Below are 24,841 nucleotides of genomic sequence, written 5' to 3' on the forward strand. Positions count from 1 at the left end.
ACCTGATTTAAACAATCAGGATTACCTCACCCAGCCAGTCCCGTCTTCGGGACAGCCCGGATCGACGGCCCTTCAGGGGCGACTGGCTGGGAGAGGTTCCATGCGACATGAACGGTTCGACCGGGTGGCTCTGCGCCCCGCGGAAACGCGGGTGGTACAGCTGCTGCGGCTCTGGCGCGAGGCGGACGAGGCCACTGCGCAGCTCGAGCTGCGCGATGCGCTCGGGTTCAGCCGCGCGCGTTCCTGCCTGCGCGCCTTCGGGGACTTCGCCGAGATCCTGACCCGCCACGGCTGGCACGGGCCGCTGATTCTGCCCACCGACGCCTTGGGCGTCTCGGACGACGAGCGCGCGATCGCGCGTTTCGTCATGACCGCCACCGAGCAGGACCGCGACCTCGCGCTGGCCGAGGCCGCCATGCTGGTGCTGCCGGCGCATATCCTGCCGCTCGCCAATGCCGCCGAGCGGGTCGGCCTGCCGCTGCTCTGCGAGGAATGCCGCAGGCGGCTGGAGTGTTCGCTCAACTGACCGCTGCCTCCATCGCACAATGCGACACTGGGCCCCTTGACCTTCCAGTGACTGGAACCCCTATGTAGGGAGCCGACCAGTATTGGAAGGAGTCGCGCCATGGCCCAAGACAGCCTGCGCTTCGAAGTGACGAAGATGACCTGCGGCGGCTGCGCCGGACGCGCGCAAAGGGCGCTCGCGGGGGTCGAGGGGGTCACCGACGCCTCGGTGAACCTCGCGACGAAGATGGCGCATGTGGAGGGCAGCGCCGGCGTCCCTGCCCTGCGCGCCGCGCTCGACAAGGCGGGCTACCCGGCGCGCGAGGCTGCCCTGCGCCTCGGCATCGCGGGGATGAGCTGCGCCTCCTGTGCGGGGCGTGTGGAGCGGGCGCTGGCGGGTGTACCGGGTGTGCTCTCGGCCAATGTGAACCTCGCCAGCGAGACCGCCGAGGTGAAATTGCTCGCGGGCTCCGCCGAGGCTGCCGCGCTGATCCGCGCGGTCGAGGGGGCGGGTTACAAGGCCAGCCTCACCAGCGACGACAGCGCCGAACAGGCGGCGCGCAAGACCGCCGAGCAGGCGGCGCTGAAGCGTGACCTGATCATTGCCGCCGCGCTGACAGCGCCAGTCTTCCTGATGGAGATGGGCGGGCATTTCATCCCCGGCATGCATCATTTGATCGCCGCGACCATCGGCACCACCAGCGCCTGGTTCATCCAGTTCGTGCTGGTCACCGCCGTGCTCGTGTGGCCGGGCCGGCGCTTCTACCAGATCGGCCTGCCATTGCTGCTCAAGGGCGCTCCGGACATGAACTCGCTGGTCGCGCTCGGCACGCTGGCGGCCTGGCTCTATTCCACCGTCGCGCTCTTCCTGCCCGGGCTGCTGCCCGAGGGCACGCGGGCGGTCTATTTCGAGGCCGCGGCGGTCATTGTCACGCTGATCCTGCTCGGTCGATTCCTCGAGGCGCGGGCGAAGGGCCGCACCGGGGCGGCGATCAAGCGGCTGGTCGGGCTGAAACCCTCAACCGCGCGGGTCGAGCGCGGCGGCGAGATCACCGAGCTGCCGATTGCCGACGTAACGCTGGGCGATGTGCTGCATGTCCGCCCCGGCGAGCGCATCGCAGTCGATGGCGAGGTGCTCACCGGGCGCTCCTACGTCGATGAAAGCATGATCACCGGCGAACCCGTGCCCATCGAGAAATCCGAGGGCGCCACGGTCGTTGGCGGCACGGTCAACGGCGCGGGCGCACTCAGTTTCCGGGCGACGGCTGTCGGCGCAGACACCATGCTGGCGCGGATCATCGCCATGGTCGAAGAGGCGCAGGGGGCCAAGCTGCCGATCCAGGCGCTCGCCGACAAGGTGGTGATCTGGTTCGTGCCGGCGGTCATGGCCGTGGCTGCGCTGACCTTCCTGGCCTGGCTCATCTTCGGCCCCTCCCCCGCCCTCACCTACGCGCTGGTCGCCGGGGTCTCGGTGCTGATCGTCGCCTGCCCCTGCGCCATGGGGCTCGCCACGCCGACCTCGATCATGGTGGGCACCGGGCGGGCGGCCGAACTGGGTGTGCTCTTCCGCAAGGGGGACGCGCTGCAGCGGCTTGAAAGCGTCGGCATCGTCGCCTTCGACAAGACCGGCACGCTAACAGAGGGCCGCCCCGAGCTCGTGCGCAAAACCGCCGCGCCGGGCTTCGCCGAGGCCGAGGTGCTGCGCCTTGCCGCCAGCGCCGAGCAAAGCTCGGAGCATCCCATCGCGCGGGCGCTGGAGCGCGCCGCCGAGGGCCCCCTTCCAAAGGCCGAGGACGTCGAGGCGATCGCGGGGCATGGTCTCAGCGCCACCGTGGACGGCCGCCGCATCCTGGTTGGCGCCGCCCGACTGATGGCGCGCGAGGGCATAGATCTCGGCCCGCTCAGCGCCGCGCATGACGAGATCGCCGGTGCCGGGCAGACGCCCGTGCTGGTTGCGGTCGATGGGCAGATCGCCGGGGCGTTGGCCGTCGCCGACAAGGTCAAGCCGGGGGCCAGGGCGGCGGTTGCGAAACTGCACGAGATGGGGCTCAAGACCGCGATGATCACCGGCGACACGCGCGCCACGGCGCGGTCCATCGCCGCCGAGCTCGGCATCGACCACGTCGAGGCCGAGGTGCTGCCCGAAGGCAAGCGCGACGCGGTGCGGGCGCTGCGCGATGAGCATGGCGCCGTGGCTTTCGTCGGGGACGGCATCAACGACGCCCCGGCGCTGGCCGAGGCCGAGGTGGGTCTCGCCATGGGCACCGGCACGGATGTCGCCATCGAAAGCGCCGACGTGGTTCTGGTCTCGGGTGACACGAAAGGCGTGGTCGAGGCGGTGCATCTCAGCCGCGCGGTGCTGCGCAATATCCGGCAGAACCTCTTCTGGGCCTTCGGGTACAACGTCGCGCTGATCCCGGTGGCGGCGGGTGTCTTCTACCCGGCGTTCGGCACGCTGCTCTCGCCGATGCTGGCGGCGGGGGCGATGGCGCTTTCGTCGGTCTTCGTACTGAGCAACGCGCTGCGGTTGCGACGGCTGGTCCCCGCCATGCCGCCAGAGACCCGCCCGCACCGGGCACAAGGCCACAGCCACGAGGAGGCGCACGTATGAACATCGGAGACGTCGCGATCCGCGCCGGGCTGCCGCCCAAGACCATCCGCTATTACGAGGACATCGGCCTCGTGACCCCACACCGCGGCAGCAACGGGTACCGCGCCTTCACCGAACGGGACGTGCACAAGCTGGCCTTCCTGGCACGGGCCCGCGCGCTCGGGTTCACCATCGAGGACTGCCGCGCTCTGCTCGCCCTCTACGAGGACGAAAGCCGCGCCAGCGCCGAGGTGAAGCACATCGCCGAGGAGCATCTGGCGCAGATCGACGAGAAGCTTTCCCAGCTTCAGCAGATGCGCGACACGCTTGCGCATCTGGTCCAGGCCTGCCACGGCGACGACCGCCCGGATTGCCCGATCCTCACGGACCTTGCCCGCAGCCAGGGCTGAACTTCAGTCCTGAAGCTCCAGCCCGAGCAGCGCCGTGCGCGTGGCGCGCCAGACCGGCAGGACCACGTCCAGGCTGTCCGGAGGCAGCGGCGCACCCGCGCGCGCCCTGTCCTCCTGAAGGCGCAGCACCCGGTGCAGCGCACTGGCGCCGAAGACCGCCGCGGAGCCGGCGATGCGGTGAACCTTTTCGGCGTAGCGCTCGGGCTCGATCCCCGCGCCCAGCTCCTCGGCCAGACCGGCGAGGCCGGTCTCGGTTTCCTGCAGGAAACGGTCGCGCAGGGTGGCGAAAAGCTCGGGCCCGAGCGACTCTGCCGCCGCGCCGAGCGCGACGTCGTCGAGCACATCCTCGGCCGTCCCTGGTGGGCCATCCGCGCCGGTGCCGGAGCGGTCGGTGCTGCTGTCCGCCCTCGGCGCGAGGCCGGAGATCACCTCGGCCAACGCGCGCCAGGTGATCGGCTTTGTCAGCGTGGCGCTCATGCCAGCATCGCGGAAGCGCGCCACGTCGGCCGGCAACGCGTGGGCCGTGAGTGCGACGATCGGTGTCTCGACGTTGGCGCCGCCGCCGACGCGGATGCGCCGCGTCGTCTCGACCCCGTCGAGACCAGGCATGGAAATGTCCATCAGCACGATGTCGAAGCGCTCTGTCGCGGCGATGCGCAGCCCCTCGGCGCCGTCATGCGCCTCGGACACCGAATGGCCCATCTTGCGCAGCATGGCCGTCGCGACGAGGCGGTTCACCGGGTTGTCCTCGACCACGAGGACCCGCGAAGGGGCCATCTCGGGGATGGACTCGACCGGCTGCGTCAACACCGTCTTCTTCGGCGCGCGCTCGGCGGGCAGAGAGACATGGAACCGCGTGCCCTCGCCCGGATCGCTCTCGACCGAAACCTCGCCCCCCATGGCCCGCACCAGCCTCCGTACGATGCCAAGGCCGAGCCCGGTGCCCTCGGCGGCCCGCATGTAGGAGGAGTCGAGCGTGACGAAATCCTCGAAGATGCGTTCGAGCTGGTCCTGCGGAATTCCGATGCCGTTATCGTCGACCTCGAAGGTCAACCTCCCGTCCTCCGACAGGGCGAAGAGCGAGAGCTGGATCTCGCCGTTCTCGGTGAACTTGATCGCATTGCCGACGAGGTTCACCAACACCTGCCGAAGCCGCGCCCGGTCACCCATCAGCAGCGGGACGGCCTCATCGGGCAGCCGGACCTGCAGCATGTTGCCCCGCGCAGCGGCGGTGGGGCGCAGCACGTCGACAACCTCGCGCGCCAGGTCCACCGGGCAATAGGGCGTGCGGGCGAAGCTGAACCGCCCGTTCTCGAGCCGCGAATGGTCGAGAACGTCGTTCACGTGCTGCAGCAGCACGTCGCCGGCGCGGCGCAGGATCTGCAGGTATTCGCGCTGATCGCGGCCCAGTTCGGTCTCGCTCAGCAACTCGAGCGCGCCGATCATCCCGTTCAGCGGGGTGCGCATCTCGTGGCTCATGATCGCGATGAAGCGGGCCTTGGCCTGCTCCCCCTCGACGGCGCGGTCCCGCGCCTCGACCAGCTCCTCCTCGGCGCTGATGTCGCGGGTGATATCGCGGAAGTAGATCGCCCGCAGCAGATCGCCCTCGTGCTCGGTCTCGGTCACCGAGAGTTCCATCGGGTAGCGGCTGCCATCGGCCCGCACGCCCTCGCACCGCACCCGCCCGCGCCCTGCGTGGCGTCCAAGGCCCTGACCTTTGGCCTCTTCGCTGTCTTTCGGAAACAGCAGCGTCGAGACGCGCTGGCCCAGCACCTGCCGACGGTCATGGCCCGAGATACAGCCCGCCGCACCGTTGAACTGCAGGATGACCCCGTCACGATCTGTGACCACGATCCCGTCGAGCGCGGTGGAGACCACCGCCTCGAGCCGGTGGTTTGCCTTCGCCCGCCGTTGCGCCTGGTCGCGCGCCACATGCATCAGCTGCCAGAGCGCCACGACGCCGAGCGCCAGCGCCAGCACGAGGATCAGCGCCATGCCCGAGAGGCGCACGAGCGAATTCATCACCTTGCGCCGCTGCATGTCCGAAGCCGCCGAGAAGGCCCGCACCCCCGAGAGCGAGACTTCCCGCACGGCGAGCCGCACCTGCTCGGCCTCGGTGCGCAGCTTCGGCAGCGCAGCCAGGAGCCCACTGTCGGGGCCATCGAGATATGGCACGGCCCGGTCGAGAAAGGATCTCACCGTCTCCATCGGCTGCTGCGCGCTCGGCGTATTCACGATGCCGGCGTAAAGCGCGCCCCGCGAAACGGTCTTGTATCGGCTGAAGAAAATATCAAAGGCCAACCGCAACTCTTCGATCCGCAGATATTCGACGGGCCGGTCCAGCTCGCTTTGCAGGCGGCTGAATTCCACCTCCATTTGCGCCAGCGACCATTGACCATTGTCCGAATTGGCGGTGGCGAGCCCCTGGATCTGCCGGGCGGCATCGACCGTCAGCAACACCAAGGCCGCGAGACACAAAACGATAAAGGGCGCGCTCAGCGCGGCCCAGCGTTTGCGGGTTGGAAGGCTACTGCCCTCGTCGGAGGAGGTTGCGGCGCTCACGGCTCGATAACGATCCGGCTGAGCTGCCAGATGCTGCGCGCAAAGATGATCTCGCTGCGGTACTCGGGATAGTCGTCAAAGGGGTAGACGATCCAGAGCGGCCCCTTGTCGCGCACGCTCATCAGCGAGCCGTTGCGGGCCCAGGCGATGATCGGCCCCTCCGGCACCGCGTCCTCGAGCGGAATTTCGGCGGAATACTCGTTGATCGCCACCGCCCGCAGCGACCCCTCGGTCACCTGCAGCGCCTGAACCAGATCGTGCAGGGACACGCCGGTGAAGCGCTGCGCTCCCTCGGTCCAGATGGTGGCAGTGGTGAAGGTCGTGGTCCCGATGGATTCCAGCATGTGCAAATCAAATTGGGCGCCCTCGGGAGCGTTTGTCACGGGCACCGCGCCGGTCACCGTCAGCAGCACCGGCCCCTGGGGCGCTTCGAGCGAAATGGCAAACGCCGGAACGGTCTTGAGAAGGAAAAACGCACAGCAAGCTACCCAACGGAACATGACGCTCAACCTCCTTGCGAACCTTATTGCCGCTCAATATCATACGAGCCAGTTACCCAAGCGCAAAGAGCTACCATATTGCGAGTGACCGAACCAGTTAGCGAAACCAACCGGTAATAATTTTGCGCCAGAAATCGCTTGTGGCATAGGCCGCACCCGGAGGACATATGCGTATTCTGGTCGCCGATGACCACGACCTCGTCCGAGAAACGATTGCCGCCTTCCTGCGCTCGGAGGGTATCGATGACGTGGACACTGCGGCAACGCTGGACGAGGCGATCGCGCTTGTCGACCGAGGCATTTCCTTCGACCTGATCCTGCTAGATTACAATATGCCCGGCATGTCCGGCCTCACGGGGCTCGACCGCATGCGCGAGGCCTGCGCGGGTGTGCCCGTGGCGCTGCTTTCGGGCACCGCGACGGCCGACATCGCCCAGGCGGCGATTCGCTCCGGCGCGGCGGGGTTCATTCCCAAGACCCTGCCCTCCAAGACGATTGTCAGCGCCGCGCAGGTGATGGCCGCGGGCGAGGTTTTTGCCCCCTATAGCTTCATGACCCAGGTTCCCGACGGCAAGGCCGCCGAGCTGACCCCGCGCGAGCGCGAGGTGCTCCGTGGCCTCTGCGCCGGCAAGTCCAACAAGGAGATCGCCCGCGATCTCGACCTGCAGGAAGTGACGATAAAGCTGCACGTGAAGACCCTCAGCCGCAAGCTCGAGGCGCGCAACCGCACCCACGCGGCCATGATCGCCAAGGAACTCAACCTGGCCTGACCACGCCCGAGATCGGCGCGGGCGTGGAGGACCTCAGATCCAGCGCAGCTTGCGCAGGATCAGCATTTGCAGCGCGACGACGATCAGCAGTCCGCCGCAGAACAACCAGAACGCCACCGGCTCGCTTGCGCCCGGCATCCCCGCGACGTTGATCCCGAAGAGCCCGGTCAGGAAGCCGAGCGGCAGGAAGAGCGCCGAGAGCACCGACAGCATGTACATGTTGCGGTTCAGCCGGTCCGAGAGCTGCCCTGCCAGCTCGTCGCGCACCAGCGCCATGCGCTCGCGCATCGCGTCGGCATCTTCCACCACCCGCTCCAGCGCATCCAGCTCCTCCTCGAGCTGACGCAGATCGTCGATCTCAAGCCAGTCCGGATGGCTGCCCTGCAAGGCCCGCAGGGCGTCGCGCTGCGGCAGCAGGTAGCGCCGAAGGATGATGGCGCGGCGGCGCAACTCGACCAGCTGCTGGCGCATCGCCTCGTGCCCCTCCTCGAGCACGTCCTCCTCGAGCTGGTCGGCCTCGTCCTCGATGCCGCTCCAGAAGGCCTCGATCCGGTAGGTCAGCCGCTCGACCAGCAGCGACAGGAACGCGGCGCAATCCTCGGGACCGCTGCCCAGTTCGAGCGCCTGCGCAATGTCCTCCACCGCCCGCACCTTTCGGCGCGACAGGCTGACGATGCGGTTCTCGTCGATCCACAGGCGGATCGAGACCATGTCCTCGGGGTCTTCCCCCTCGATCGTGTTGATGCCGCGCAGGATGACGATGAGCCCGTCGCCGATGCGGGTGATGCGCGGCCGGGTTTCCTCGGCCACCAGCGCGTCGATGATCGTCGGGTCGAGGTACGAGAGGTTATCCACAATCCACCCCGGCGCATCGGGATGCGCGGCGCGCAGGTGCACCCAGCCCAGCGTGTCGCTGCGCAACACCTCCGGGGCCTCTGGGGGTAGCAGGCGCCGCCCACGGTCCGGCCCCGAGAGCACGAATCCGGTTTCGATCAGGTTTTCGGGGTGTGGGACAAGCTCTTGCATGGGCCAGAAAGTACACCGGATCAGGCAAAGGACAAGCGCCCCCGGTTGCGCGGAAATTCGACGCCATTTCAAGGACTCCACCGGGTGGGCCCGGGCGTCGATCCAGGCTGTTCAAAAACGCACAGGGCCTGGTGATTTTTTGGAAACCCAAGGGTTTTTTAAGTTTAGTTCACAAAAAATCTGCGCCTGAAACTAAACCCCTCAGTTCATTTCCTCAGAAAATTTGCAGGTTCCCTCCCTGTGGGAAGCCGGTCGCTCACTTTCAAGCCCACGATTTCGCGATCAGCCGTGAGCAATCCGGTGATTTGATAAATGTCCTCAGAACAACGATTTACTCCTCATCCCCGACGCAAGAAGGGATGCGGCGACGCCTGACGCCACCGCAATCAACCGCAAGAAATAGGAATGTCGTCATGAAAACTCTCATCGCATCCGCACTGATCGCCACCGCTGCCTTGACAGGCGCTGCCTCCGCAGCAACCTCGACCTCCGCTGCCGCACAGAGGGAAATCCTGTCCCTGATCCCGCAGGCAGAACTGTCGGGTCTGACCGCCGCCGAGATCGTCTCGGTTGCCCAGGCGATGGACCGCGTCGACGGCGCCGCGCAGAAGATCGGCACCGGCGAGGCCCTGATCAAATCGCTGCAGTGAGCGGCGCGGCGCGTCCTCCCACGCGCCCTCGCTTCCCCCTTCACGCGACACCTCGCGTGACGGATACGGCGGGCCGTCCGATCTGAACGACCCGCTCCTCCCCGGGGCAACAGTCCCCAGCGCCTCGGCGCCTCCCCAAATGGCATCGAAGAATGCCGCTCAAAATGTTACGGAAGGATCCTCCCATGAAAACCCTCATCACCTCCGCCCTGATCGCCACCGCAGCCCTGACCGGTGCAGCATCTGCGGCCTCCACCGCTGCGAACGCGACCAACATCATCGAAAGCGCGCTGCCCGGCACCGATCTTTCGGCGCTGAGCACCGAGCAGCTGGTGGCCGTCGCGGGCACCCTGCAGAACACCGACGGCGGCGCCGCCAAGAAAGCCGGCGTGACCCGCGCGCTGATCAAGTCGCTGCAGTTCAAGGCAGAGCAATAAGCCACTCCGGGCTGCGGCCTCCGCAGCCCCAGATGCGCCGATCGCGGCGCGAGGGCCGGTCCGTTCGCGGGTCGGCCTTTTCATGTGCCGGTTCATGATCCGGGCGCCGCAGGGGCGGCCACGGCGTGCAACAACTGGCCAACGAAAAGGGGCCGCCCGATGGGCGGCCCCTTCGCAATGCCCGCCCGGTCCGGGGACCGGGCCGAAGCGCATCACTCGATGATTTTCGACACGACGCCGGAGCCGACGGTGCGGCCGCCTTCGCGGATTGCGAAGCGCAGACCATCTTCCATGGCGATCGGGGCGATCAGTTCCACGGCGAACTTCAGGTTGTCGCCGGGCATGACCATCTCGGTGCCCTCGGGGAGGGTCACGGTGCCGGTCACGTCCGTGGTGCGGAAGTAGAACTGCGGACGGTAGTTCGCGAAGAACGGCGTGTGACGGCCGCCTTCTTCCTTGGTCAGGATGTAGACCTCGGCTTCGAACTTGGTGTGCGGCTTGACCGAACCAGGCTTGCAGAGAACCTGGCCACGCTCAACGCCTTCGCGGTCGATGCCGCGCAGCAGGGCGCCGATGTTGTCGCCGGCTTCACCGCGGTCGAGCAGCTTGCGGAACATTTCCACACCGGTGCAGGTGGTCTTCTTGGTGTCGCGGATGCCGACGATTTCCAGTTCGTCGCCGACGTTCACAACGCCACGCTCCACGCGGCCGGTGACCACGGTGCCGCGGCCCGAGATCGAGAACACGTCTTCGATCGGCATCAGGAACGGCTGGTCCACGGCGCGTGCCGGCTGCGGGATGTACTCATCCACGGCCGCCATCAGTTCGCGGATCTTGTTCTCGCCGATTTCCGGGTCACGGCCTTCCATCGCGGCCAGAGCCGAGCCGGCGATGACGGGGATGTCGTCGCCCGGGAAGTCGTAAGCCGACAGCAGTTCGCGGATTTCCATCTCGACGAGCTCGAGCAGCTCTTCGTCGTCGACCTGGTCAACCTTGTTCATGAACACGACCATGGCGGGGATGCCCACCTGGCGGCCCAGAAGGATGTGCTCGCGGGTCTGCGGCATGGGGCCGTCAGCTGCGTTCACAACCAGGATCGCGCCGTCCATCTGCGCCGCGCCGGTGATCATGTTCTTCACGTAGTCGGCGTGGCCGGGGCAGTCCACGTGCGCGTAGTGACGCGCGTCGGTCTCGTATTCCACGTGCGCGGTCGAGATCGTGATGCCGCGTGCCTTTTCTTCCGGCGCGCCGTCGATCTGGTCGTACGCGCGGAAGTCACCGAAGTACTTTGTGATCGCTGCGGTCAGCGTGGTCTTGCCGTGGTCAACGTGACCGATCGTGCCGATGTTGCAGTGCGGTTTGCCGCGCTCAAACTTTTCCTTTGCCATCTTTCCAGACGTCTCACCTCTAGGGGGTCGACTGCGACCCGGTTTCGCATCGCGGGCCGTTTATTGGGTCGGGAGCGGAAAATCAAGCGTCTGTTGATATCTGCAGCCTCAAAGCCGCGCTAATTCGGTCACGCTTTCGCGCGCCCGGCCCTCAACCGGCATGTCGCCAGGGCAGAGTCCGCGCCCGAAAAGCCAAGTCCGAGCTCGCCGGAGCCTTCGCCCGGGGCCGAATATCCCGGGGATGACCTGGGCGCAGGCCTAAGGAGGGGCAGAGCCCCCGTCCGCTACTCCCTGTGCGCGCCCGGCACCCAGAGCACATCCGCGGTGCCGCCCTCATTGGCCATGCGCGCGGCGCAGAAGAACCAGTCGCTAAGCCGGTTGAGGTATTTCACCGCATGTGTGTTCACCTCCTCCGAAGCCGCCAGCTCAACCGCGCGGCGCTCGGCGCGGCGGGCGACGGTGCGACACTGGTGCAGGAAAGCCGAGGCCGGCGAGCCCCCGGGCAGCACGAAGCTGCGCAACGGTTCGAGCTGGGCGGTCATCGCGTCCATCTCCGCCTCGAGCCGTTCGACCTGCGCCTGCGTCACGCGCAGCACCGGGTAGCCGGCCTCGGCGTCGCGCGCCATGTCGGGGCGGCCGAGATCAGAGCCGAGGTCGAAAAGGTCGTTCTGGATCCGCGCCAGCGCAGCGTCGAGCTCCCCCTCCGCATGCAGCCGCGCGAGACCAACCACCGAGTTCAGTTCGTCCACCGTGCCATAGGATTCGACCCGCGCGCAGTATTTCGGCACCCGGGTGCCATCGACCAGCGCGGTGTCGCCCTTGTCGCCGGTGCGGGTGTAGATCTTGTTGAGCACGATCATCGTCAGCTTCTCCGGATAAACACGAAAAGCAGGATCAGAAGCACCGCGACGAATTGCGCGATGATGCGCCAGCGCATCGCCTTGTTGGCGTATTTCTTGTTGAAGGCCCCGCCCTTGGCAAAGGAACCGATGCCGAAGAGCAGGATGCCCACGACCGCCATCATCACGACGGCCACGACCAGAAACAGCGGATCCTTCTGCATTGCGCAGCCTCCCTATCCTCTTTGCCCCCACATAGCCGCTTCGGGCCCAAAAGCGAAGCCGGCGCGGCTGCGACCTTAGCGCGCCACCCGTCGCGGCGCCTTCGTCACCGGGCGCGGGCGATCAGCGCGTCGAGCAGCCGGGTCGGCAACAGGCGGCGCAGGGTGCCCATGATGTGCGTCGCGGTGGTCACGTAGTAGCGCGGCGCCGGGTGGTCGCTCTCGAGCGCGAGGATGAGCTTCTCGGTGACCGCCGAGCCCGGCAGCTCGAAGGTATCCGGCTGGCCGCCCGATGGTGCGTAGAGCCGCTTCAGCAGAGAGCGCTCGTATTGCGTGCGGCGCGGGCTGGCCTGCCAGTCCACCCAGCGTTCGAAATGCGGAACAGAATTGGCGCGGATGCGTGAGGTGATCGGGCCGGGCTCAAGCAGGATCACCTTGATCGGCGTGTCCGACATCTCGAGGCGCAGCACATCCGTCAGCCCCTCCAGCGCGTGCTTGGTCGAGACATAGGCGCCGCGCCAGGGCATCGGCACGAGTCCCAGCACCGAGGAGCAGTTGATGATGCGACCGTGGCCCTGCGCCCGCATCACCGGGATCACCATGCGGGTGAGAGTGTGCCAGCCAAAAAGGTTGACCTCGAAGATCTCGCGCAGGGCGCCGGTGGGCAGGTCTTCCAGCGCCCCGGGTGCGGCATGGGCGCCGTTGTTGTAGAGCACGTCGAGCGTGCCGCCTGTCGCCGCCAGCACCTCGGCCAGCGCCTGCGCCATCGAAGCCTCGTCGGTGTAGTCGAGCCGCGGGCTCTCGAAGCCCATGAGCCGCATGCGGGCGCAATCCTCCTCGCGCCGACAGCTGGCGAAGACCCGCCAGCCCCGCGCGCGAAGACCTCGGGCGGCAGCTTCGCCGATGCCCGAGGAACAGCCGGTGATGAGAATGGTTTTCCGCGGGGTCCCTGCCCCACCCTGCGCCTCTGTCTGCGCCATCATGCCTGCCCCGCCGTGCTGCCTTGCCTATTTGTTGCAGGGATAGGCGAGCCAGCGGCGGGCTGCAATCGGCCGCCGGGTTCTGCGGCCGGGCCTGGCGCCGCTCAGTTGGCGGCGCTCAGATAGGCGTCATACATCCAGCCGGCGGTGCCGCCTTGGGCCTGGAGCTTCACCCAGCCGTCTCCGGGGTCCGAGAGCACCTCGACCTTGGCACCTTCGGCGAGCTGCCCGACGACAGAGTAACCGGTGCCGGGTCCGTGGCGCAGGTTGACCCGCGTGCCGGTGACGCGGCGCAGGTCCGCGGAGATCGCATTAGTCGCAGCGGCGGAGGCGACCGCAGGCGTGGCAACCGCGGTTTCCGGCTCGAAGCTGGCCGAGATCGGCTGCGCAGGGACCGCGGCGAGCGACACGTCGATCGCCTCCGCCGACACCTTGGTCACCGCGGGCTGCGGCGAATCGGGGGCGGAAATATCGGCCAGCGAGGCGGTGCTGGCGCGGGTGACCTCCGGGGCGGTCTGCGCGCTGGCGATCGAAGCCGAGGCCGCACGCGGCGCCGCCGGGCTGGTGAAGCCCCAGGCAAGCAGGTTGGGAAGTTCGACGGAGTGCGCCCCGGGCTCGAAATTCGCGCCGCCGGACAATGCGTACCAGGCCCAGCCGAGCGCGGCAAAGGTCGTGACCATCAGACTTTTCATGCTGAAATCTCCCGTACAGGAAAGGGCTGGGTGAAAAGGGCCGCAAACGCGCCGCTCAAATACTCGGCGCCATACACACCATAGTTGATTTCAGCGTCTCGGATAAGCGGAATTCGGGAAATTTGGCGCCCTGGCTGATTTCCCGATGGGGATCGCTTGCCCGCGCTTTTCAGCGCGGGTATCACAATATGCATGAATGATATCGTCGATGACCCCAACATGAACCCTCGTAACGTGGCAGAAACTCTGCGCCGGGCGATCGGCGAGCGCTATCTGACTTATGCTCTTTCGACGATCATGAACCGGGCGCTGCCAGACGCCCGCGACGGGCTTAAACCCGTGCATCGTCGTATCCTTTATGCAATGCGCCGGCTGCGACTTAGTTCCACCGGAGGCTTTCTGAAGTCGGCAAAAATCTCCGGCGACACCATGGGGGACTTCCACCCGCACGGCGACGCGGCGATCTACGACGCCATGGCCCGCCTCGCGCAGGATTTCACCATCCGCTACCCGCTGGTCGACGGTCAGGGCAACTTCGGCAACATCGACGGCGACAACCCGGCGGCCTCGCGCTACACCGAGGCGCGGATGACCATCATGGCCGAGGCGCTGCTGCAGGGTCTCGACGAGGACGCGGTCGATTACCGCCCGAACTACGACGGCCGCCTTGAAGAGCCTGTCGTGCTGCCCGCCTCCTACCCCAACCTGCTCGCCAATGGATCGAGCGGCATCGCGGTGGGCATGGCGACCAACATCCCGCCGCACAACATCGGCGAGCTGATCGACGCTTGCCTGCATCTCATCAAGTCGCCGAACGCGGCGGACGAGACGCTGCTGAACTACGTGCCCGGCCCCGACTTCCCCACCGGCGGGGTGATCGTCGAGCCGCGCGAGAACATCGCCCAGGCCTATGCGACGGGCCGCGGCTCGATCCGCCTGCGCGCCAAGTGGGAGGTCGAGGACCTTGGCCGCGGCATGTGGCAGGCCGTGGTCACCGAGATTCCCTATCAGGTGCAGAAGTCCAAGCTGGTCGAGCGGCTGGCCGAGCTGATCCAGACCAAGAAGGTCCCGATCCTCGCCGACATCCGCGACGAGAGCGCCGAGGACATCCGCATGGTGCTCGAGCCGAAGACCAAGAACGTCGACCCCGACGTTCTGATGAACATGCTGTTCCGCAATTCGGACCTGGAAATCCGCTTCTCGCTGAACATGAATGTGCTGATCGACGGCGTGACGCCGAAGGTCTGCTCGCTGAAGGAGGTGCTGCGCGCCTTCCTCGACTTCCGGCGCGACGTGCTCTGCCGCCGCTCGCGGCACCGGATGGAGAAGATCGACCACCGCCTCGAGGTGCTCGAGGGCCTGATCATCGCCTTCCTCAACCTCGACCGCGTCATCGACATCATCCGCTACGACGAGGACCCCAAGGCTGCGCTGATGCGCGAGGACTGGGGCCGGAAGACCGCTCGGGCGACCTCCGAGGCCGATTACGTCTCTCCTGCTCCGGTGTCGGGCGAGGAATTCGGCCTCACCGAGGTGCAGACCGAGGCCATCCTCAACATGCGCCTGCGCAGCTTGCGCAAGCTCGAAGAAATGGAGCTGGTCGCCGAACGCGACAAGCTGATGGAGGAGCGCGCCGGGCTCGAGGACTTGCTGGCCAGCGAAGATCTGCAGTGGAAGACCATCTCGAGCGAGTTGCGCGACGTGAAGAAGGCCTTCACCAAGGGGCTTGACCGCGGCGCCCGTCTGACCGGCTTCGCCGAGGCGGGCGAGGTCGAGGACGTGCCACTGGAAGCGATGATCGAGCGTGAGCCGATCACCGTGGTCTGCTCGCAAATGGGCTGGATCCGCGCGATGAAGGGCCATATCGACCTCGGCTCCGAGCTGAAATTCAAGGACGGCGACGGCCCGCGCTTCATCTTCCACGCCGAGACCACGGACCGGCTGCTGGTCTTCGGCTCGAACGGGCGGTTCTACACGCTTTCGGCGGCCAACTTGCCCGGGGGACGCGGCATGGGCGAGCCGCTGCGCCTGATGGTCGATCTCCCCAACGAAGCGCAGATCATCGACATCTTCAGCCACGTCCCGGACCGCAAGCTGCTGCTCGCCTCCTCTGCCGGGGATGGCTTCCTGGTGCCCGAGGCCGACGTGCTGGCCCAGACCCGCACCGGCCGCCAGGTGCTCAACGTGCGCGACGACGTGATCGCCAAGGTCTGCAAACCGGTGCAGGGCGATGCCGTCGCCGTGGTCGGCGAGAACCGCAAGGTGCTGGTCTTCATGCTCGACGAATTGCCCGAAATGGGCCGCGGCAAGGGCGTGCGCCTGCAGAAATACAAGGATGGCGGCCTGTCGGACATCACCACCTTTACGCTGGCCGACGGTCTCAGCTGGAAGGACCCGGCCGGGCGCACCCGCACCGAGACGGACCTCAGCGAGTGGATCGCCAAGCGCGCCACTGCGGGCCGCATGGCGCCGCGGGGCTTCCCCAGGAACAACACCTTCACCTGATCCGCACAGGGCCGCCTCCGGGCGGCCCTTCTGCTTCGTCAGCTCGCCCGCAGGCACTCCCTCGAATCATGCGCAGAGCATGGTTCCACCGGCCAACAGAACCTGCGCGAGGAACCGGAACGTGGTCGCCTAATTTTCAGGCACTCGGCGAAATCGCCCTGAATGCGTTTCCGACCCTTCGAATTTCCGCCGCGACATGCCACCGCATCAGAGGCCATGACCTCGCGAAAACGCAGCGTCCTTTTGCTGCGCTTGCGCAAATTGTCTCTGTTTCCCCAGCGTTCACTTCGCTATCACCCCACGGGAGAATACGAAGTGCCGCGTCCCGCGCGGCGAAACCAAGGGAGAGATCCGCTCATGAAGGTGCTTGTGCCCGTGAAGCGCGTGATCGACTACAACGTGAAAGTCCGCGTGAAAGCGGATGGCACGGGCGTCGATCTTGCCAACGTCAAGATGTCGATGAACCCCTTCGACGAGATCGCCGTCGAAGAGGCGATCCGTCTCAAGGAGGCCGGCAAGGCCGAGGAGGTCGTCGTCGTCTCCATCGGCGTGAAGCAGAGCCAGGAAACCCTGCGCACCGCGTTGGCCATGGGCGCCGACCGCGCCATCCTGGTGACCGCCGCCGAGGATGTGCACACCGACATCGAGCCGCTCGCGGTCGCAAAGATCCTCGCCAAGATCGTCGAGGAAGAGGCGCCGGGGCTCGTCATCATGGGCAAGCAGGCGATCGACAACGACATGAACGCCACCGGGCAGATGCTGGCGGGCCTTCTGGGCTGGGCGCAGGCGACCTACGCCAACAAGCTCGACATCGAGGGCGATGCCGCCACGGTGGCGCGCGAAGTGGACGGCGGTCTGCAGACCATCAAGGTCGCCCTGCCCGCCATCATCACCGCCGACCTGCGCCTCAACGAGCCGCGCTATGCCTCGCTGCCGAACATCATGAAGGCCAAGAAGAAGCCGCTCGACGAGAAGACCGCCGCCGATTTCGGCGTCGACGTCTCGCCGCGCCTCGAGATCGTCAAGACCTCGGAGCCCGCAGAGCGCGCCGCTGGCATCAAGGTGGGCTCGGTCGACGAGCTCGTGGCGAAACTGAAAGACGCGGGGGCTCTCTGATGGCTGTTCTCCTTCTTGCTGAAATCAACGACGGTGCCCTGGCGCTGGACGCCACCGCCAAGGCCGTGAACGCGGCCGCGAAACTGGGCGAGGTCACGGTTCTGGCCGCCGGTGCTTCGGCTGCCGCAGCCGCCGAGGAAGCCGCCAAGATCGACGGTATCGCCAAGGTGCTGGTCGCCGAGGACGCGCTCTACGGCCACCGCCTGGCCGAGCCGGTCGCGGCGCTGATCGTGTCGCTGGCGGGCGATTACAGCCACATCGTTGCCCCGGCCACGACCGACGCCAAGAACATCCTGCCGCGCGTCGCCGCGCTGCTCGACGCGATGATCCTGACCGATGTCACCGCCGTGGTCGACGCCGACACCTTCGAGCGCCCGATCTACGCTGGCAACGCCATCCAGACGGTGAAATCGAAGGATGAAAAGAAGGTCATCACCTTCCGGACCTCTACCTTCGAAGCCGCAGGCACCGGCGGTTCGGCCGCAGTCGAGACCATCGGCGCGGGCGACAACCCGGCCCTCTCCGAATGGGTCGAGGACAAGATGGCCGAGAGCGACCGCCCCGAGCTGACTTCGGCGAAGATCGTCGTCTCGGGCGGCCGCGGCGTCGGCTCGGAAGAGGACTTCGCGATGATCGCGAAGCTCGCCGACAAGCTCGGCGCTGCCGTGGGGGCCTCGCGCGCCGCAGTGGACTCGGGCTTTGCCCCAAACGACTGGCAGGTCGGCCAGACCGGCAAGGTCGTCGCGCCCGATCTCTACATCGCGGTCGGCATCTCGGGCGCGATCCAGCACCTCGCGGGCATGAAGGACTCCAAGGTGATCGTGGCGATCAACAAGGACGAAGAGGCGCCGATCTTCCAGGTCGCCGACTTCGGCCTCGTCGCCGACCTCTTCACCGCGGTGCCGGAGCTGACCGACAAGGTCTGATCCCAGGCGAGAGAGACAAGAAGGGCCCGCCACTCCGGCGGGCCTTTTGCGTTCACGCACCGTAAAAGCGGGATTTCACCGGTCGCTCGTGCACCGATGCACCCGGGCTGTGCATTCGGGCGAATTGTCCTCGCGGCAATGAGGCGTAGGTAGGAGCGCAAGGAACGGCCATCTCCCTCCCCGGCCGCCCACTCCCACATGACCGCAGAAGGACAGCTCCCATGTCTCTTAAAGTGAAAATCATCCTCGGCTCCACCCGCCCCGGCCGCATCGTCCCGATCGTCGGCAAGTGGGTCGAAGAACTCGCCCGCGAGCAGAACGGCTTCGACGTCGAAGTTGTCGACCTCAAGGAAATCGACCTGCCGCTGCTCGACGAGGCCGGCCACCCGCGCGCCCAGGCCTACGAGCACGAGCACACGAAGAAATGGGCCGCCAAGATCGCCGAGGCCGATGCCTTCGTCTTCCTGACCCCGGAATACAACAGCTTCCCCTCGGCCGCGCTGGTCAATGCCATCCAGGCGCTGGCGGTGGAATGGGAGCGCAAGGTCGCGGCCGTGGTCAGCTACGGCGGTGTCTCCGGCGGCATGCGCGCCGCGCAGGAGCTGCGCCAGCTGCTGGTCAACATGAACGTCATGGCGCTGCCGCAGTCGGTGCCGGTGCCCTTCGTGTTCAACTTCATCGGCGACGACGGCGTGCTGCGCCCCGAACAGCCCGTGGTGGACGGCCTCAAGGGCATGTTCAACGAGCTGTCCGTCTGGGGCGAGGCGCTGAAGCCCTCGCGCGCGCAGGCCGCCTGATCCGCCCGGCGACCTTGAGCAGACAGCAAAACGCCCGGTCATCGACCGGGCGTTTTCTTTTGGCTCGTCGGCGCGCGACTTGCACTCAGGTCGACACCTGCTCGCGCAGAATCGAGGCGGTCAGCGAGATCATCAGGTAGATGCCGGAGAAGATCAGGAAGGCGAGGATCGTGTTCTCGAAGGCGCGCGGGTAGCTCGGGTCCTCCGAGGCCACCGGCTCGACGGAAGTGGTCAGGTAGCGCGCCTGGCTCTCGGCATCGCGCCGCGCCTGTTCGAGCCGCTCGAGCGCGGTCTGCAGCATCAGGTCACGCGTGGCGAGATCGGCCTGCGCGAGCTGGATCTGCACCGCCTTCTCGGCCAGCGAATCCTCCCCCGTGGTGGCGCTGGTCATCTGCGCATTGAGATCGACGAGCAGCGCCTCGAGCCGCCGCACGTCGCCCTGCGCCCCCTCGACACGGCTGCTGTTGGGCCGCGCGTTGTCGAGCAGTGCCTGCAGGGTCAGCTGCTTCTCCTGCAGCTGCACCTCGACGTTGCTGATCTGGGTGCGCAGCGAGGCGATGCGCCCCTCCGGGTCGATCACCGAGCCCTGCTGCTGCAGGCGCACGAGTTTCTCCTGCGCCTCCTGCCGGTCGGCCTGCGCCTCTTCGAGCCCGACCTCGGCATCCGTTACCGCGTTGGAGCGCTTGCGCAGCGACAGGTTGTCGACGCGGGTCTCGGCGTAGCCGATCAGCGCCCGGCTGAAGCGCGCGGCGGTTTCGGGGTCGGCGGCCTGCACCTCCATCTTCACCACGCCCTCGGTCGGGTCGTAGCCGATCTCGATGTTGCGCTTGTAGATGCCGTAGGCCTCCTCGTTCGAGGCCCCTTCGTCCAGCCGCTGCAACGGGTCGATCCGCGCCTGCTGGTAATGCGCCTTGAACCCCTCGTCGCGGTCGAGCCGCAGCATGGCGTCCTTGGACATAAGGTAGCTCTGCACCGCGATGGCATCCTGGTTCGTGGCGAACTGCGTCCCCGAGAAGAGGCTGCCCATGGACGAAGCGGAATTCTCGGCCTTGAGGATGAGGAACTCGGACTTGGTGGCATACATCGGTGTCGCCACCACGTAGAAGTAGTAGCCCGCCAGCACCGTCGGCAGCGTCACGAAAAAGGCCAGCCGGCCGAGCAGCATCATCTGCTTCTTGCGGCGGCGCTTGGCCAGCTCCTGCTGGATCTTCATGATCTCGGCAGCGCGGCGCTCTGCGGGGCTGGCGGTGTCGGTCGACGGCAACTGGCTCTTGGGTGCCACAGGCTCGGGCAACCCCTCGCTGCCTGTGGGCAGCGCCGGCAGCCCGGCGCCCGGTCCCTTGGCGCCGCCGCTTCCGCCCGTCTCGGGCACCACCAACTCAAGCATCGAGCTGCGCTGGAACGGATCGATCCCCCGCGCCCGCAGCATGCGCACCGCGTCGAGATCGGAGGCCGGCTCGAAGCCGTTCTTCTGCGCCACCCGCCGGGCGAGGCGCAGCTGGCGCCCGGTCAGCCCCTCGGCCCGGATCGCATCAAGATCGGCGGCCCCGGCGGCAGGTTTCGGTGACGCCGCGGCCGTGCCGGATGTCTTGTCCGGTGCAGCGGCCCGACCGGGTGAAGTGGACGCCGGTCGCGGCTCCGTCTGCGGCGCGGCGGCGACCTGCCCCGGTTCGGGGCGGCGGATGCGGAATTTCTTAGCCTTGGGTTTCGTAGTCATAGAGCCGTTTCGCTTCTTCCAAGGTATCAAACTGGTGCAGCTTCCCGTCCATCAGGACCGCCGCCTTGCTGGCAAATTTTTCGAGGATCGCGGGCTGATGCGAGACGATCACGATGGTGGTGGTGCGCAGACGCTCGGCGAGGATCTCGCCGGCCTTGCGGTTGAACTCGACATCGGTCGAACTCGGCATCCCCTCGTCGATCAGGTAGATGTCGAAATCCAGCGCCAGCATCAGCGAGAAGGTGAACCGCGCCTTCATCCCCGACGAATAGGTGCCGATCGGCTGGTCGAAATACTCGCCGAGCCCGCAGAGCCAGCGGCAGAAGGCCTCGACGTACTCGGGATCGAGCCCGTACATGCGCGCAATGAAACGCGCGTTCTCGCGGGCCGAGATCTTCGACACCACGCCGCCCATGAAGCCAAGCGGGAAGGACACGCGCGAGGTCCTGCGGATCTCGCCCTCGTCGGGTTTCTCGAGTCCGGCCATCATGCGAATAAGGGTGGTCTTGCCGGTGCCGTTCGGGGCGAGAATGCCGATGCTCTCGCCGACGGTGACCTGAAAGGACACGCGATCAAGGATCACCTTGCGGCGCTCCCCGGTCCAGAAGGACTTGCTGACCATATCGAACTCAATCATCACCCGACCCCCTTCACAGGGCCAACATACTCCGGCCCCCGGGATGCGTGACGGATATTTGGCGAATTAGGTCACATTATGGCCAAATTTTGAAACATCCTCCTCCTCTGCAGCCCACCATCTCCGATGCGCGGATAGTCGTGCCCACCTGCGTGATCGCGCGACCGCCGCGCCACTGGCAGGCCGATTCCTCTCGACCTATCTCTTCCGCATGACCGAGCGCCTGAGCCCCCTCCGAGACAGCATCTCCGCCTGCCGCCTTTGCGCCGCGCGGTTTGCTGCCACCGCCACCCGGCACAGCCCGCGCCCGGTGCCCTGGTTCCGCCCCGGCGCGCGGCTGCTGATCGCCGGACAGGCGCCCGGGATGCGGGTGCACAAATCCGGCAGGCCCTTCGACGACCCCTCCGGCGACCGGCTGCGTGATTGGCTGGGCCTGTCGAAAGAGGAATTCTGGGACCAGAGCCGCGTCGCCATCGTGCCCATGGCCTTCTGCTTTCCGGGCTATGACGCCAAGGGCTCCGACCTGCCGCCCCCGCCGATTTGCCGCGCCACCTGGCACGACGCGCTTTTCGAGGCGCTCGGCCCCCTGCCGCTGCGGCTCTACATCGGCGGCGCTGCGCAACGCTACCATCTCGGCAGCAGGACCGGCGTCACCGAGACGGTGGCCAATTGGCGCGCCCACCTTCCCCACGCTCTGCCCTTGCCCCACCCGTCCTGGCGCAATACGGGTTGGCTCAAACGCAATCCGTGGTTCGAGGCCGAGCTCCTGCCCGTCCTGCGCGCCCGTGTCCGCGAGGTTCTGACATGACGATCACACCGCTTGATGCCGCGCTCAGCGCGATGGAGGCCGCCCCCGAGGATGACAACGCCCGCCTGCGCTTCTACGAGCGCCTGGCCGACGGCGAGCTCTTTCTGCTGCTCACCCGCGAGATCGATGGCGACCAGATCGAGCCCGAGCTCTTCGACCTCGGCGACGCCCGCTTCGTGCTGGTCTTCGACCGCGAGGAACGGCTGTCGCAATTCGTCGGCCGTGCCGCGCCCTATGCCGCCCTTTCGGGCCGCGCCGTGACCAACATGCTGGCCGGCCAGGGCATCGGCTTGGCAGTGAACATTGAGGTCTCCGAGGCCTCCACCCTGCTGCCCGCCGAAGCCGTGGATTGGCTGGCCGAAACCCTCGGCCATGGGCCCCGCGAAGAGGCTGCCCGGATCGAGGAAGTCACCAAGCCCGGCGGCCTGCCCGAGGCGCTGCTTGCGGCGCTCGACACCAAGCTCGCCACCGCGGCGGGCTTTGCCCGCTGCGCCTGGCTCGCCGGGGCGCGCTACGAGGGTGGCGGCCGTGGACACATCCTCGCTTTCGCAGGCGCGGTGCCCGGCGCAGAGGATGCGTTGGCGCGCGCGGTGAACGAGGCGCTGGTCTTCTCGGGCATCGAGGCCGGGGCGCTCGACGTTCTCTTCCTGCGCGACAGCGACGAGCTGGCGGCCAGCCTGACCCGGGTCGGCCTGCGGTTTGATCTGCCCGAGATCGAAGAGCCCGCGCGCATCGAGCGCATCGCCCCCGGATCCGACCCCGACAGCCCGCCGATCCTGCGCTGAGCGGAACCCGCTAGAGTCCCAGGTCCTCGCGCAGCGTCGGCAGCGTGTCGCCCAGGGCCGGCGTCGCCTCCCAGACGCCGCGCGCGATCGCGCGGGCCAGGCAGAGGCTCGCCGCGTGGCCGATCTGCGCCAGCTGCAGCGCCGGCTCGGCAAGCGGCACGCGGCCCGTGGAGCAGGCAAACACCAGATCCCCGTCCATCGGCGAATGCGCCGGCAGGATGGCCCGGCCGATGCCATCCTGTGCGGCCACGGCGATGCGGTGCGCCTGCGCCTTGTCGATCTGCGCGTCCGTGGCGACCACCGCGATCGTGGTGTTCCCCAGCGCTGCCATCGCCCCCAACTTACGGCTCTCGGGCATGTCCTGAAAGCCCGCTGCCGGCTCCGGCCCGAGCCCGCCGAATTCCGCCCCGATCTCGAAAGGTGCCGACCAGAAGTGCCGCCCCGATGGCGTGGTCACGCTGCCCATCGGGTTCACCGCCACCAGCGCGCCGACGGTTATCCCGCCCTCGAGCACCAGCGACGCCGAGCCCAGCCCGCCCTTGTGCTGCGCGGTCTGCGCGCCGCAGCCTGCGCCGCGAGAGCCAAGCTTGAAGCTGCTGCCGACATTGGCGAGCGCCTGCCGCCCGAGCCCGGGATAGGGGTTTACACCCCAGCGCTTGTCGCCCCCGTTGAGCAGGTCGAAGAGAATCGCCGCCGGCACGATGGGGACCCGCGCCGAGAACACCTCGAAGCCCCGTCCCTCCTCGTGCAGCGCATCCATCACCCCCTGCGCCGCCGCCAGCCCGAAGGCGCTGCCACCCGAAAGCACCAGCGCATCGACCCCCGGTGCGGATTTGTCAGGCGCCAAGAGGTCGGTCTCGCGGGTGCCGGGCGCGCCGCCCATGACCGAGACCGAGGCGACCATCGGCGCCGCGGCGGTCACCACGGAGACGCCGGATTTCAGAAAGGAATCCTCGGCATTGCCGACCCGCAGGCCAGGAACGTCGGTAATCAGGTTGAGAGGGCCGGGTCGCATGAGTCCACTCCTTGCAGCCACATCTTTATATTTTGCTGCACTGCGGCAAAAAACAAGGGCGCCCACTGGTGCAGGCGCCTTTGCGCATATTCAGACCCCATGAAGGCGTTGGTCCGCCAAGTCGCCGAGAGCAGCCTGAAGTCCCGTCTTCTTCTCTCTTCCCCATACCCCGGGGGAGACGAGGCACAGCCGGCGGCGGAGCTGGAGCCCCCACGGTGTGCTCCTCAAATGCAGCGCCCCCCGTCCACCTCCATGCAGACCCCGGTCACCAAAGACGCCTCGTCCGAGCAGAGGTAGAGCGCGGCATTGGCAAGGTCCTCGGGGGTCGAGAACCGCCCCATCGGGATGGTCGAGAGGAACTTGGCGCGCATCTCGGGCGTGTCCTCGCCCATGAAGCTCTTCAGCAGCGGGGTGTCGCCCGCCACCGGGTTCAGTGCATTGACCCGCACGCCGAAGGGCGCGAGCTCGATCGCCATGGCCCGCGTCGCGGTGATCATCCAGCCCTTCGAGGCGTTGTACCAGTTGAGCTTCGGTCGCGGCGAGACCCCCGCCGTCGAGGCGACATTGAGGATCGCTCCCGCGCCGCGCGCCTTCATCCCAGCCACCAGCGCGCGGGCCGTCAGGTAGACCGACTTGCAGTTGACCGCCATGACCCTGTCGAAATCCGCCTCGCCGATGTCTTCCATGAAGCCCGGCAGGTGGGTCACCCCGGCGTTGTTCACAAGAATATCGACCCGCCCGAGCTCGGCGCCGGCGCGCAGCGTCATCTCCTCGACCGACGCCCCGTCGGCCACGTTCACTTGATGCGCGATGCCGCCGAATTCCGAAGCCACCGCCTCGGCGCCCTCCATGTTGATGTCGGCGACCATCACCCGCGCGCCCTCTGCCGCGAAGCGCCGCGCGATGCCCGCACCGAAGCCCGATCCCGCGCCGGTCACGATGGCGGTTTTTCCCGAAAGTCTCATG

The 24,841-nt window shown here is 67.1% G+C and carries 24 protein-coding genes; 12 read left to right on the top strand and 12 right to left on the bottom strand.

The window, feature by feature from the left end; translation table 11 throughout:
• Window positions 1-100 precede the first annotated feature (100 nt).
• The 3 genes from CEW88_RS12345 (at window position 101) to cueR (ending at window position 3,504) form a co-directional block, all read left to right on the top strand.
• Window positions 101-526: a hypothetical protein gene (locus tag CEW88_RS12345; RefSeq protein WP_108967196.1), complete on the top strand. Its 426-nt coding sequence runs from the start codon at window positions 101-103 to the stop codon at window positions 524-526.
• 99 nt (window positions 527-625) lie between these two features.
• On the top strand, window positions 626-3,115 hold the full coding sequence (locus CEW88_RS12350) for a heavy metal translocating P-type ATPase (RefSeq protein WP_108967198.1): 2,490 nt from the start codon (window positions 626-628) through the stop codon (window positions 3,113-3,115).
• The gene (cueR, locus tag CEW88_RS12355) at window positions 3,112-3,504 is read left to right on the top strand and encodes a Cu(I)-responsive transcriptional regulator (protein ID WP_108967200.1); all 393 of its coding nucleotides are present in this window, start codon (window positions 3,112-3,114) and stop codon (window positions 3,502-3,504) included. Before CEW88_RS12350 ends, cueR begins: the two co-directional genes overlap by 4 nt.
• A 3-nt stretch (window positions 3,505-3,507) precedes the next feature.
• Here cueR and CEW88_RS12360 read toward each other — a convergent pair whose 3' ends face one another.
• A complete protein-coding gene (locus CEW88_RS12360) occupies window positions 3,508-6,066 on the bottom strand; it encodes a hybrid sensor histidine kinase/response regulator (RefSeq protein ID WP_108967202.1) in 2,559 nt (852 codons plus the stop codon).
• Window positions 6,063-6,566: a molybdopterin-dependent oxidoreductase gene (locus tag CEW88_RS12365; protein ID WP_108967204.1), complete on the bottom strand. Its 504-nt coding sequence runs from the start codon at window positions 6,564-6,566 to the stop codon at window positions 6,063-6,065. Before CEW88_RS12365 ends, CEW88_RS12360 begins: the two co-directional genes overlap by 4 nt.
• A gap of 167 nt (window positions 6,567-6,733) precedes the next feature.
• Between CEW88_RS12365 and CEW88_RS12370 the strand changes: the two genes are divergently transcribed.
• A complete protein-coding gene (locus CEW88_RS12370) occupies window positions 6,734-7,336 on the top strand; it encodes a response regulator (RefSeq protein ID WP_108967206.1) in 603 nt (200 codons plus the stop codon).
• Window positions 7,337-7,369: 33 nt separating this feature from the next.
• Here the strand turns inward: CEW88_RS12370 and CEW88_RS12375 are convergent, their stop codons facing one another.
• On the bottom strand, window positions 7,370-8,362 hold the full coding sequence (locus CEW88_RS12375) for a zinc transporter ZntB (protein ID WP_108967208.1): 993 nt from the start codon (window positions 8,360-8,362) through the stop codon (window positions 7,370-7,372).
• Window positions 8,363-8,775: 413 nt separating this feature from the next.
• On the opposite strand from CEW88_RS12375, the gene CEW88_RS12380 reads away from it, so the two are divergent.
• The gene (locus CEW88_RS12380) at window positions 8,776-9,012 is read left to right on the top strand and encodes a hypothetical protein (protein ID WP_108967210.1); all 237 of its coding nucleotides are present in this window, start codon (window positions 8,776-8,778) and stop codon (window positions 9,010-9,012) included.
• A gap of 185 nt (window positions 9,013-9,197) precedes the next feature.
• The gene (locus CEW88_RS12385; protein ID WP_108967212.1) at window positions 9,198-9,449 is read left to right on the top strand and encodes a hypothetical protein; all 252 of its coding nucleotides are present in this window, start codon (window positions 9,198-9,200) and stop codon (window positions 9,447-9,449) included.
• 212 nt (window positions 9,450-9,661) lie between these two features.
• Here the strand turns inward: CEW88_RS12385 and tuf are convergent, their stop codons facing one another.
• The 5 genes from tuf to CEW88_RS12410 form a co-directional block, all read right to left on the bottom strand.
• Window positions 9,662-10,837, bottom strand: coding sequence for an elongation factor Tu (gene tuf, locus CEW88_RS12390; RefSeq protein WP_092424762.1), 1,176 nt, complete (start codon window positions 10,835-10,837; stop codon window positions 9,662-9,664).
• A 284-nt stretch (window positions 10,838-11,121) separates the two neighbouring features.
• A complete protein-coding gene (locus CEW88_RS12395) occupies window positions 11,122-11,697 on the bottom strand; it encodes a cob(I)yrinic acid a,c-diamide adenosyltransferase (RefSeq protein WP_108967214.1) in 576 nt (191 codons plus the stop codon).
• A gap of 2 nt (window positions 11,698-11,699) precedes the next feature.
• Window positions 11,700-11,900: a twin transmembrane helix small protein gene (locus tag CEW88_RS12400; protein WP_108967216.1), complete on the bottom strand. Its 201-nt coding sequence runs from the start codon at window positions 11,898-11,900 to the stop codon at window positions 11,700-11,702.
• 104 nt (window positions 11,901-12,004) lie between these two features.
• On the bottom strand, window positions 12,005-12,880 hold the full coding sequence (locus CEW88_RS12405) for an SDR family NAD(P)-dependent oxidoreductase (protein WP_254694402.1): 876 nt from the start codon (window positions 12,878-12,880) through the stop codon (window positions 12,005-12,007).
• A 101-nt stretch (window positions 12,881-12,981) separates the two neighbouring features.
• The gene (locus tag CEW88_RS12410; protein ID WP_108967218.1) at window positions 12,982-13,569 is read right to left on the bottom strand and encodes an SH3 domain-containing protein; all 588 of its coding nucleotides are present in this window, start codon (window positions 13,567-13,569) and stop codon (window positions 12,982-12,984) included.
• 192 nt (window positions 13,570-13,761) lie between these two features.
• Between CEW88_RS12410 and CEW88_RS12415 the strand changes: the two genes are divergently transcribed.
• The 4 genes from CEW88_RS12415 (at window position 13,762) to CEW88_RS12430 (ending at window position 18,913) form a co-directional block, all read left to right on the top strand.
• A complete protein-coding gene (locus CEW88_RS12415) occupies window positions 13,762-16,074 on the top strand; it encodes a DNA topoisomerase IV subunit A (protein WP_108967220.1) in 2,313 nt (770 codons plus the stop codon).
• A 357-nt stretch (window positions 16,075-16,431) separates the two neighbouring features.
• Entirely contained in the window at window positions 16,432-17,190 is a 759-nt protein-coding gene (locus CEW88_RS12420) for an electron transfer flavoprotein subunit beta/FixA family protein (RefSeq protein ID WP_108967222.1), read from the top strand.
• Complete coding sequence (locus CEW88_RS12425) at window positions 17,190-18,116, top strand: electron transfer flavoprotein subunit alpha/FixB family protein (protein WP_108967224.1); 927 nt, start codon at window positions 17,190-17,192, stop codon at window positions 18,114-18,116. The genes CEW88_RS12420 and CEW88_RS12425 overlap by 1 nt, the downstream gene beginning before the upstream one ends.
• A gap of 221 nt (window positions 18,117-18,337) precedes the next feature.
• Window positions 18,338-18,913 carry an NADPH-dependent FMN reductase gene (locus CEW88_RS12430; protein WP_108967226.1) on the top strand — a complete coding sequence of 192 codons (576 nt, stop codon included), beginning with the start codon at window positions 18,338-18,340 and terminating at the stop codon, window positions 18,911-18,913.
• 85 nt (window positions 18,914-18,998) lie between these two features.
• On the opposite strand, the gene CEW88_RS12435 is transcribed toward CEW88_RS12430, so the two are convergent.
• Together CEW88_RS12435 and CEW88_RS12440 are read right to left on the bottom strand one after the other, a co-directional pair.
• The gene (locus CEW88_RS12435; RefSeq protein ID WP_108967228.1) at window positions 18,999-20,630 is read right to left on the bottom strand and encodes a capsule biosynthesis protein; all 1,632 of its coding nucleotides are present in this window, start codon (window positions 20,628-20,630) and stop codon (window positions 18,999-19,001) included.
• Window positions 20,608-21,267: an ABC transporter ATP-binding protein gene (locus CEW88_RS12440; RefSeq protein WP_092426167.1), complete on the bottom strand. Its 660-nt coding sequence runs from the start codon at window positions 21,265-21,267 to the stop codon at window positions 20,608-20,610. Before CEW88_RS12440 ends, CEW88_RS12435 begins: the two co-directional genes overlap by 23 nt.
• A 211-nt stretch (window positions 21,268-21,478) precedes the next feature.
• Here CEW88_RS12440 and CEW88_RS12445 point away from each other — a divergent pair, with 211 nt between their 5' ends.
• Both CEW88_RS12445 and CEW88_RS12450 read left to right on the top strand, forming a co-directional pair.
• On the top strand, window positions 21,479-22,075 hold the full coding sequence (locus CEW88_RS12445) for a uracil-DNA glycosylase family protein (protein ID WP_108967230.1): 597 nt from the start codon (window positions 21,479-21,481) through the stop codon (window positions 22,073-22,075).
• Entirely contained in the window at window positions 22,072-22,860 is a 789-nt protein-coding gene (locus tag CEW88_RS12450; RefSeq protein ID WP_108967232.1) for an SseB family protein, read from the top strand. The genes CEW88_RS12445 and CEW88_RS12450 overlap by 4 nt, the downstream gene beginning before the upstream one ends.
• Before the next feature lie 10 nt (window positions 22,861-22,870).
• On the opposite strand, the gene CEW88_RS12455 is transcribed toward CEW88_RS12450, so the two are convergent.
• Window positions 22,871-23,875, bottom strand: coding sequence for a P1 family peptidase (locus tag CEW88_RS12455; protein WP_108967234.1), 1,005 nt, complete (start codon window positions 23,873-23,875; stop codon window positions 22,871-22,873).
• Window positions 23,876-24,099: 224 nt separating this feature from the next.
• Entirely contained in the window at window positions 24,100-24,840 is a 741-nt protein-coding gene (locus CEW88_RS12460) for an SDR family oxidoreductase (RefSeq protein WP_108967235.1), read from the bottom strand.
• Window position 24,841 lies beyond the last annotated feature (1 nt).

It is taken from the genome of Alloyangia pacifica (genome assembly GCF_003111685.1).
GTDB lineage: Bacteria > Pseudomonadota > Alphaproteobacteria > Rhodobacterales > Rhodobacteraceae > Salipiger > Salipiger pacificus_A.

Coding starts and splice junctions, on each gene's coding strand:
- CEW88_RS12345 (WP_108967196.1), top strand. CDS start 101: ATGCGACATGAACGGTTCGACCGGGTGGCTCTGCGCCCCGCGGAAACG.
- CEW88_RS12375 (WP_108967208.1), bottom strand. CDS start 8,362: ATGCAAGAGCTTGTCCCACACCCCGAAAACCTGATCGAAACCGGATTC.
- CEW88_RS12440 (WP_092426167.1), bottom strand. CDS start 21,267: ATGATTGAGTTCGATATGGTCAGCAAGTCCTTCTGGACCGGGGAGCGC.
- CEW88_RS12395 (WP_108967214.1), bottom strand. CDS start 11,697: ATGATCGTGCTCAACAAGATCTACACCCGCACCGGCGACAAGGGCGAC.
- tuf (WP_092424762.1), bottom strand. CDS start 10,837: ATGGCAAAGGAAAAGTTTGAGCGCGGCAAACCGCACTGCAACATCGGC.
- CEW88_RS12460 (WP_108967235.1), bottom strand. CDS start 24,840: ATGAGACTTTCGGGAAAAACCGCCATCGTGACCGGCGCGGGATCGGGC.
- CEW88_RS12430 (WP_108967226.1), top strand. CDS start 18,338: ATGTCTCTTAAAGTGAAAATCATCCTCGGCTCCACCCGCCCCGGCCGC.
- CEW88_RS12380 (WP_108967210.1), top strand. CDS start 8,776: ATGAAAACTCTCATCGCATCCGCACTGATCGCCACCGCTGCCTTGACA.
- CEW88_RS12425 (WP_108967224.1), top strand. CDS start 17,190: ATGGCTGTTCTCCTTCTTGCTGAAATCAACGACGGTGCCCTGGCGCTG.
- CEW88_RS12435 (WP_108967228.1), bottom strand. CDS start 20,630: ATGACTACGAAACCCAAGGCTAAGAAATTCCGCATCCGCCGCCCCGAA.
- CEW88_RS12400 (WP_108967216.1), bottom strand. CDS start 11,900: ATGCAGAAGGATCCGCTGTTTCTGGTCGTGGCCGTCGTGATGATGGCG.
- CEW88_RS12370 (WP_108967206.1), top strand. CDS start 6,734: ATGCGTATTCTGGTCGCCGATGACCACGACCTCGTCCGAGAAACGATT.
- CEW88_RS12405 (WP_254694402.1), bottom strand. CDS start 12,880: ATGATGGCGCAGACAGAGGCGCAGGGTGGGGCAGGGACCCCGCGGAAA.
- CEW88_RS12410 (WP_108967218.1), bottom strand. CDS start 13,569: ATGAAAAGTCTGATGGTCACGACCTTTGCCGCGCTCGGCTGGGCCTGG.
- CEW88_RS12445 (WP_108967230.1), top strand. CDS start 21,479: ATGACCGAGCGCCTGAGCCCCCTCCGAGACAGCATCTCCGCCTGCCGC.
- CEW88_RS12385 (WP_108967212.1), top strand. CDS start 9,198: ATGAAAACCCTCATCACCTCCGCCCTGATCGCCACCGCAGCCCTGACC.
- CEW88_RS12415 (WP_108967220.1), top strand. CDS start 13,762: ATGAATGATATCGTCGATGACCCCAACATGAACCCTCGTAACGTGGCA.
- CEW88_RS12455 (WP_108967234.1), bottom strand. CDS start 23,875: ATGCGACCCGGCCCTCTCAACCTGATTACCGACGTTCCTGGCCTGCGG.
- CEW88_RS12450 (WP_108967232.1), top strand. CDS start 22,072: ATGACGATCACACCGCTTGATGCCGCGCTCAGCGCGATGGAGGCCGCC.
- CEW88_RS12365 (WP_108967204.1), bottom strand. CDS start 6,566: ATGTTCCGTTGGGTAGCTTGCTGTGCGTTTTTCCTTCTCAAGACCGTT.
- cueR (WP_108967200.1), top strand. CDS start 3,112: ATGAACATCGGAGACGTCGCGATCCGCGCCGGGCTGCCGCCCAAGACC.
- CEW88_RS12350 (WP_108967198.1), top strand. CDS start 626: ATGGCCCAAGACAGCCTGCGCTTCGAAGTGACGAAGATGACCTGCGGC.
- CEW88_RS12420 (WP_108967222.1), top strand. CDS start 16,432: ATGAAGGTGCTTGTGCCCGTGAAGCGCGTGATCGACTACAACGTGAAA.